Here is a 7,195-nt window from a genome sequence, read left to right on the forward strand (position 1 = left end):
GTGCCGCGCGCAGATCTCGCATCTGCTCCGGATTGCTCAGCAGGCCCACCATCACCGAGCCCGCGCCATGACCCGGTTCCTGCATGCCGCCCAGCAAGGTGACCTTCACCGTCGGCAACAGGAAGTCACGCGGCCTCGTCTGACCCGGTGGCATGCCGTCATGCAGCATGTGCGACAAGGCAGAATCATCTGGATGCCGCTCCAGCCGTTCGAAAATCGCTCCGGCCTTCGCGCTGATTTCGGCGCTCACCGCATCGCCGATGGCCTGGCGCGCCGGATCGTTCTCGAAATTGATGGCACCTTGCGCCAGGCCATAGAACCAGCGGCGCAAGGTCGCCATGTCGACATCCGAAAAACCGAAGGAGCGCGCGAGACTCAGCGTCGAGATGGGCTCGAAATACTCGGCCATCAAATCCCCCCTGCCTTTGGCTAGAAGGGGCGCCAGGTATTCTTCGGCAATCGGCCGAACCAATCCGTCGATATAGGTGGCGACGGGTTTGGGCTTGTATTTCGGGTCAATACCCGCACGCAATTCTTTATGTACCGGCCCATCGGTTGTCAGAATGGTGGGCTTGCCGAAGGTGCGTTCGACCGGCGAGCTGCCGACATGGGCCGTGAACAGGTCCGGCGATTTGGCGACCATCTCGACATCGGCCCAGCGCGCCACCAGCCAGATATTGACGGCCGGCACGAAGCAGACCGGCTCCTCCCGCCGCATATAGGCGAAGAAGGGGTAGGGGTCCGACTCCAACTCCTGGACAGTGATCCGGTCGGCCAAGGACATCCTGGGTCTCCGCCGCGCTAAAGAAGAAGGGGCGGAACAGCCGATGGCCGCTCCGCCCCCGGTCGAGGGTCGCCTATTTGTCCTGATGGGCGCCGAGTTGCGCGAAGCGGGCGCTGCCGGATTGCTTCATCTGGAAGGCCACGATGGCGCCGAGGATGCCGGCGATCGGCACCAGGATCGGCAAGCCGATGGCCAATGCCGGCGAGGCGCCCGTGAGCACGTCGAAATGCGTGACCACCTGATAGGCGATGACGGCGAGCGCCGCACCGGCCAGCAGGGGCATCAGCATCGTCTTGAAACCGGAACCTTCCAGTTGCGGCTGCCGGCGGAAGAAGACAATCACCGCGAAGGAGACGATGGCCATCAAGGTGATGACGCTGAGTGTCGCAAGATTGGTGAGCCAGGCAAAGAGACCCAGAACCGGATCCTGCGCCGTCACGATGAAGATGGCGAGGATGACGACACCCAGCACGGTCTGCAGGACCGAGCCGATATGCGGGCTCTGATGCTCGTTATGGGTCTTGCCCAAATGCGCCGGCAGCAGGCCTTCGCGGCCCAGCACGTAGAAGTAACGCGCGGCTGCGTTGTGGAAGGCGAGGAGTGCGGCGAACACGCTGGAGATCAGCAGCAGGCTGATGACCGTGGTGAGCCACGACCCCACATATTGGTCAGAGAGGACGAAGATGAAGGTAGTCGGGTCGGCGAGGCCGCCTAGCGTTTCCATCAGCTTGCTCGACCCCGTGCCGATCACCATGCACCAGGTGGTGAAGGCATAGAAGATGCCGATGACCAGCACCGACAGATAGGTTGCCCGCGGCACCGTGCGTTCCGGATCGCGCGCTTCCTCGCTGTAGATCGTGGTCGCTTCGAAGCCCATGAAGGCCGCAAAGCAGAGCAGCATGCCGATGATCGGCTCGCCGGTCATGAAGGCCGCCGGTGTGAAGCTCACGGTCGAGATGCCTTCCGGCCCGCCATTCCCCAGAATGGCAAGGTCGAGCAGCACGACGATCAGATATTCGGCGGCGACGAGGATGGCGAGGATCTTGGCGGAAAGATCGATCTTCAGATAGCCGAAGATGCCGACCAGCGCCCAGGCTGCCAGCGCCCACACCCACCAGGGCTGGTCGATAGCGCCGCCGGACATGCCGGCAACCGTGCCGGCCGCGACCGCACCGAACAGGCCGTAAAGCCCCACCTGCATGGCGTTATAGGCCAGCACCGCGATATAGGCGGCGGCACCGCCCATGACGCCGCCCAGGCCCCGCGCCGTGAAGGCATAGAACGAGCCGGCATTCGAGATGTGCCGCGCCATGGTGGTGTAGCCGACCGAGAAGATCAGCAGGATCGCCATGACGATAAGCACGGCCAGGGGGACACCGACGCCGTTGCCGAGCAGCATGGCGATCGGATAGCCGCCGGCCACGGCCGTCAGCGGTGCTGCGGCGGAAACGACGAAGAAGGTGACGGCGGCAACGCCTAGCGCGTTGCGTCGCAACCTGTCGGTGGATGTGATGTCGGTCATTCTTCCCCTCCTGTGACGCTGGCGGGACCGAACGATCTCGTGCCCCCCGCAACCCCGTTTCTATCGGCCGCTGCGGCGTTCGCCGCAGGGCGCACTGAACCGTTTCCGCCCGAAGGTTCTCGGGCGCGACGGTCTTCATTATTCATTCGATGTCGAACGATAACGCGAATGAAAATCCGTGGCAAGAGATCAAGATGGAAAATTGTCGCGGCCCGATTGGCCTATTATGAGTGGCGATGGACGATGCTATAAGGATGCCCGCCCGAGGCCCGAAACCTGACCATCTGATCGGAGTTCAGCACTTTGACCAAAGACCGACGACCCGCCATCCGCGCTGCTGCGCCCGCGAAGGCTGCCGTGGAAACGCCGTCGAAATCATCGCTTGCTGCTGCTGCGCTGCGGAAGTCGGGCGGGAAGCTGCAGAAAAAACCCTTGGCCGAAGTGCTGGGCGAGAAGCGCGTTGCGGGCCTGCGCATCAATCTCGATTCGATGGCTCTGGTTTCAAATATCCATCGCGCCTCGGGTTTCATCCGCGATCACTTCGAGCGTGCCGTGCTGCAGGAAGCCGATTTGCATTGGTCTGCCTTCGTCACGATGTGGTGCCTGTGGATCTATGGCGATCTGGAAACAAGGCGACTCGCTGCGGAAGCGGGCGTCGCCAAAAGCACGCTCTCAAGCATTCTCAACATGCTGGAGGGGCGCAAGCTGGTGCGCCGGCGCACCAACGAGTTGGAGCGGCGTCTCGTCATCGTCAACCTCACCGCCACCGGCGCCGAATTGATCAGCAGCCTCTTCCCGAAATTCAATGCGGAGGAAACGCGCATCGTGGCGCGCCTCAGTCCTAAGCAGATGCAGGCGGCGACCGATGCCATCCGCCTCATCCTCGCCACCATCGCCGACCTCGACGGCATCGCCGAATCCGAATAAGCGACGATCGGTCGCGGCTCCTGCTTGACTCGGCGAGAGTGCTTCGCATAATTATTCGACGTCGAACGATTTATGCGGGAGCGGCAGTGGCATGAAGGCGCTGGTCGAAGGGGTTGAGGTTGACGTTCGCCACTGGATCGACGGCAAGCGCGTCGGCAGTGCCGCCACCTTTTCCAGCATTTCGCCGATCGACGAACAGAAGATCGCCGACATCGCGGCTGGTGGCGAAAGCGAAATCGACCAGGCCGTGACGGCCGCACAGGCGGCGTTTCAAAGCTGGAAGAAGACCAGCCCTGCCGAACGCGCCGCCTATCTCCACAAAATTGCCGACATCGTCGAGGCGCGCGTCGAGCCGCTGGCGGTGGTCGAAACCCGCGACAATGGCTCGCTGCTCCGCTCGCATCGCCGGGGCGTGATGCCGCGTGTCGCCATGAATTTCCGCTTCTTCGCTGACTGGCTGACACAGCTCGATCACCCCGATTTCGACGTGCGCGGCCACCGCAACCATATTTCCTATGACCCCAGTGGTGTGGCCGGCATCATCACCCCGTGGAATGCGCCCTTGATGCTGGGCACCTGGCGCATCGCACCGGCTTTGGCCGCTGGCTGTACCGTGGTCTACAAGCCGCCGGAATGGGCGCCGCTCACCGCCTCGCTCCTCGCTGACATTACGGCCGAAGCTGGATTGCCGGCGGGCGTGTTCAATGTGGTGCAGGGTATGGGCCGCGAGGCGGGTGCTGCCCTTTCGCGTCACCCGAAGGTACGGCGCCTCAGCTTTACCGGCTCAGTGCCGACGGCGCGCACGATTGCCGCCGCCGCGGCACCCAATCTGGTGCCGCTCTCTTTCGAGCTCGGCGGCAAATCGCCCTTCATCGTCTTTGCCGATTGCGATTTCGACCTCGCCGTCAACACGGCCATCGGCCAATACGACAATGCGGGGCAGGTTTGCTTGGCCGGCACGCGCATCCTGGTCGAGGAGAGCATCCGCGACAAATTCCAGGAAGCCTTCATCGCTAAGGCAAAAAACATTCGCCAGGGCGATCCGCGCGACGAATCCAGCGATATCGGCCCGCAGATCAGCCGGGCGCATTTCGAACGCGTCAGCGGCTTCGTCGACCGGGCCAGGGGCGCCGGCATGAAGCCACTTATCGGCGGTGGCCCGAACGAGGATCTGGGCGGTCTCTATTTCCGCCCGACTCTCTTTGCCGATCCGACGCCCGGTTCCGAAATCCTGCGCGATGAGGTGTTCGGGCCGGTGCTCTGCCTGCAATCCTTCAAGGACGAAGCGCAAGCCATCGCCATGGCCAATGACACCGAATACGGCCTCGCCGCCGTGGTGATGACCGGCGATCCCGCCCGTGCCGAGCGCGTGACGGCCGCGGTGAATGCCGGTCTCGTTTGGAACAACTGCTTCTTCGTGCGCGATCTGCGGCAGGCTTTCGGCGGCAACGGCCGGTCCGGCATCGGCCGCGAGGGCGGCACCTGGTCGTTCGATTTCTATTGCGACGTCAAGAATAGCGTCTATGCGCCGCATGGCTGGAGCCAAGTGGGAGGAAAAGTGTGATGGGTGAAGTCGTCGGTTGCGGGCTCCTGGCCCATGTTCCCACCGTCATGCTGCCGGAGCATATCCGCCACGAGCTCAACAACGGCAGAGATTTCACCGTCGTCGAAGGTTTCCGCCGCCTGAAGCGCGAGGTGCTGGAAAAGCTCGATTATGACACCGTCGTCGTGCTCGATTCGCATTGGTTCACCACGGTCGAATTCGTCATCACCAGCGAAGCGCGGCGCCGGGGCAAATACACCTCCGACGAATTGCCGCGCGGCATGAGCCAGGTGCCTTACGATCTTCCCGGCGACCCGGCCTTCGCCGAATTGGTGGCGAGCAAGGCCAGCAAGCACGGCACCTGGATCACGCCGATCGCCGATCCGTGCCTGCCCATCCAATACGCCACGGTCAATGTGGCGGCCTATCTGCAGAAGGGCAGCGAATCCTGGCTCTCCATGAGCTGCGCCCAGACCGGCGAGACCGAGGACTTCCTGCGGGTGGGACGCGCCCTTGGCGAGGCCATCGCGGAAAGCGGGAAGAAAGTGCTGCTGCTGGCCTCGGGCGCCATGAGTCACAAATTCTGGCCGCTGCAGAAGCTGCGGCAGCATGAGGCGGCCGGGGTCGAACATATCTTCAGCCCCGAACATTCGGCAGCCGATCTGGAGCGCATCGAATGGTTTAAGGCCGGCAACCATGCCGCCGTCATCAAGACCATGCCGGAGTTCCTGAAATTCAAGCCGGAAGCCAATTTCGGCCATTATCTGATGATGGCGGCGGCCCTGGGCGAAGAGAAGCTCAGCGCGCCCGGCCGCCTTTTCAGCAAATACGAAAACTCGATCGGCACCGGCCAGGTGCATATCTGGTTCGACCGGCCGCAGGCTGGCTGGACCGGCAAGGCAAAGGCAGCGGAATAAGATTGCCGGCCGAAGAAGCAAGAGAATTGGGAGGGTGACGTGACCGAATACCGACGCATTCTGCTGGGCGGCGCCATTGTCGAGACCGAGCGCCAGGGTGAAGAACTGGTGGCGCGCGATGGCCGCCGTGTTGCCATCAAGGACGCCATTCATCTGCCGCCCGTGCAGCCCGGCAAGATCATCGCCGTGCACTTGAACCATGTGAGTCGCGTGCACGAATTCCAGATCAAGCTCTCTGCCACGCCGACCTATTTCCAGAAGCCGACCTCGGCGCTCAATTCGCATCTGGGCGAGATCGTGCGGCCTAAGGGGTGCAAATGGCTGAACTACGAGGGCGAGGTTGCTATCGTCATCGGCAAGCGCGCCCGCAACATCAGCCAGTCCGAAGCCGGCGCCTATATCGCCGGCTATACGGTCGCCAACGATTTCGGCCTGCATGATTTCCGCGACACCGATGCCGGCTCCATGCTGCGCGTCAAGGGCAGCGACACGCTCTGCCCGCTGGGGCCGGGCTTCGTCACCGGCTGGGACTTCCACAACAAATTCCTGCGCACCTATGTCAACGGCAAGGTGGTGCAGGACGGCAACACCGCCGAGATGACCTGGGACATGCATTACCTGGTGGCCGACATCGCTCGCAACATCACGCTGGAGCCGGGCGACGTACTCCTCTCCGGCACGCCGGCCAATTCGCGCCCCGTGCAACCGGGCGACCTGGTCGAGGTCGAGGTCGAAGGGTTGGGCCGGCTCTCCAACCGCATCGTCGAAGGACCGGAACCGATCCGCACTGACGTTGGCGCGCAGCCGACCGAGTCCGAGGAAGTGCTCTCCACGGCCCTGGGCGGCGATTGGGAATTCCGCGGCATCCGCGCCCCGAAGAAACCCGGCCAGTAAGGAGCGCCGCCATGACCGAGCCCAAAGGTTTCTTCTATCCGCGCAGCCAGAGCGGTCAATCGAGCCTGCTGCCGCCGCCGCCCTGGCACTATGCCGGCGATCTCCTCACCGTCGAATACCGTACCGACCCGAAGCTCATCGCCGACATCCTGCCGGCACCCCTGACGCTCGCCGCCGAAGATCCCGGCGCGGTGGCGCTCATCTGGGCCGATTGGCAATCCTGCGGCGGCAGCCGCGATGAAATGCTCGACCCCGTGCGCGCCCAATACAAGGAGGCCTTCGCCGTCGTGCGCTGCGCCTTCGAAGGCCGGACCTATTCGCGCTGCATCTATATCTGGGTCGACAAGGATTTCGCCATGCTGCGCGGCATCCACCAGGGCTATCCGAAGAAATTCGGCTCGATCCATATGACACGGCCGCATCCCTTTGCCCCGGCCCCACAAGTGGCGGCTGGTGGCAAATTCGGTGCAACGCTGGCGGCTGCCGACCGGCGCCTCGCCGAAGCCGTCATCACCTTGACCGGTCCCGCCGAGAAGAACGGCTTCGTCAACGGCCACCCGATGGCGCATCACCGCTGGCTCCCGGCCATCGACGGCAAGGGCGACGCC

Annotated in this window: 6 protein-coding genes and 1 pseudogene; 5 read left to right on the forward strand and 2 right to left on the reverse strand. The window is 63.3% G+C overall.

What is annotated here, in order from left to right; translation table 11 throughout:
- Window positions 1-784 (reverse strand): annotated as a pseudogene (locus ACE3OA_RS21330) (hypothetical protein); the annotation flags it as partial.
- A 73-nt stretch (window positions 785-857) separates the two neighbouring features.
- Window positions 858-2,306, reverse strand: coding sequence for an APC family permease (locus ACE3OA_RS21335; RefSeq protein WP_374314637.1), 1,449 nt, complete (start codon window positions 2,304-2,306; stop codon window positions 858-860).
- 303 nt (window positions 2,307-2,609) lie between these two features.
- On the opposite strand from ACE3OA_RS21335, the gene ACE3OA_RS21340 reads away from it, so the two are divergent.
- From ACE3OA_RS21340 to ACE3OA_RS21360, 5 genes are all read left to right on the forward strand, one after another.
- On the forward strand, window positions 2,610-3,233 hold the full coding sequence (locus ACE3OA_RS21340; protein WP_374314639.1) for a MarR family winged helix-turn-helix transcriptional regulator: 624 nt from the start codon (window positions 2,610-2,612) through the stop codon (window positions 3,231-3,233).
- Window positions 3,234-3,324: 91 nt separating this feature from the next.
- Window positions 3,325-4,797: an aldehyde dehydrogenase gene (locus ACE3OA_RS21345; RefSeq protein WP_374314641.1), complete on the forward strand. Its 1,473-nt coding sequence runs from the start codon at window positions 3,325-3,327 to the stop codon at window positions 4,795-4,797.
- On the forward strand, window positions 4,797-5,693 hold the full coding sequence (locus tag ACE3OA_RS21350) for a hypothetical protein (protein ID WP_374314643.1): 897 nt from the start codon (window positions 4,797-4,799) through the stop codon (window positions 5,691-5,693). Before ACE3OA_RS21345 ends, ACE3OA_RS21350 begins: the two co-directional genes overlap by 1 nt.
- Window positions 5,694-5,732: 39 nt before the next feature.
- Window positions 5,733-6,587, forward strand: coding sequence for a fumarylacetoacetate hydrolase family protein (locus tag ACE3OA_RS21355; RefSeq protein WP_374314645.1), 855 nt, complete (start codon window positions 5,733-5,735; stop codon window positions 6,585-6,587).
- A gap of 11 nt (window positions 6,588-6,598) precedes the next feature.
- A partial coding sequence (locus tag ACE3OA_RS21360; RefSeq protein WP_374314647.1) for an acetoacetate decarboxylase family protein occupies window positions 6,599-7,195 on the forward strand: 597 nt, incomplete at its 3' end.

It is taken from the genome of Dongia sp., from assembly GCF_041906375.1.
GTDB lineage: Bacteria > Pseudomonadota > Alphaproteobacteria > Dongiales > Dongiaceae > Dongia.

Excerpts from the sequence above, each read along its gene's own strand:
- ACE3OA_RS21335 (WP_374314637.1), bottom strand. The coding sequence starts at position 2,306 with ATGACCGACATCACATCCACCGACAGGTTGCGACGCAACGCGCTAGGC.
- ACE3OA_RS21345 (WP_374314641.1), top strand. The coding sequence starts at position 3,325 with ATGAAGGCGCTGGTCGAAGGGGTTGAGGTTGACGTTCGCCACTGGATC.
- ACE3OA_RS21350 (WP_374314643.1), top strand. The coding sequence starts at position 4,797 with ATGGGTGAAGTCGTCGGTTGCGGGCTCCTGGCCCATGTTCCCACCGTC.